Here is a 728-nt window from a genome sequence, read left to right as displayed (position 1 = left end):
GACATCGGGGATCTCTCGGACGGTTCGTGGGAATACGCGTGCCTCTGCGGGGGCGGGTACACCGGCAGGCCCACGTCGGCCAACCGGCTCCCGCACCAGGGTCTCGCGCTAGCCGGCGTGGTTGGACTGGTCGACGATCGCATCGAGGTCTCTCCGCTCCATGAGCGAGGCGGCGCAGTTGTAGCGGATCTGAAGGCGGCGCTGGGTGCAGCTGGTCGACGCCTTCTGGTCGCGCAGCACGACCTCGATCGCCTGCTTGTAGAGGTCGTCGGATTCGCCGCCGGTCGCCGCCGCGAAGGCGCCGATATCGAAGACGGGGGCCTCCTCCTCGGGCTCGTCGGACCGCTCGGCCTTGTCGGCCGCGGCCTTCGAACCCCGGCCGGACCGGCCGCCCTCCTTGGCGGGCTCCTCGGCAGCGTCGTCGGCCGTGACGGCGTCGAGGTAGCTCGGGCGGCCCTGGCGCTTGAGATGGGCGACCACGGTCTCGACCTCGCTGTCCGAGCAGAACGGCCCGTGCACCCGGGTCGTGCGCCCGCCGCCGGCCATGAACAGCATGTCGCCCTGACCGAGCAGCTGCTCGGCGCCCATCTCGCCCAGATGGCCCGCGCGGCCGGCATCCACCTGATCATGGCGACCCAGCGCCCGTCGGTGGACGTGATCACCGGCACGATCAAGGCCAACTTCCCGACCCGGATCAGCTTCCAGGTGACCAGCAAGATCGACTCGCG

The 728-nt window shown here is 70.6% G+C and carries 1 pseudogene; it reads right to left on the bottom strand.

Annotation, left to right across the window (positions count from 1 at the left end):
• Window positions 1-108: 108 nt before the first annotated feature.
• Window positions 109-597, bottom strand: a pseudogene (locus MKK69_RS14140) (DNA translocase FtsK); the annotation flags it as partial.
• Window positions 598-728 lie beyond the last annotated feature (131 nt).

It is taken from the genome of Methylobacterium sp. J-026, assembly GCF_022829585.1.
In the GTDB taxonomy this organism is placed as follows: Bacteria; Pseudomonadota; Alphaproteobacteria; order Rhizobiales; family Beijerinckiaceae; genus Methylobacterium.
Note: the sequence above shows the minus strand (reverse complement) of the source record. Positions and strands in the feature narration are given on the sequence as shown.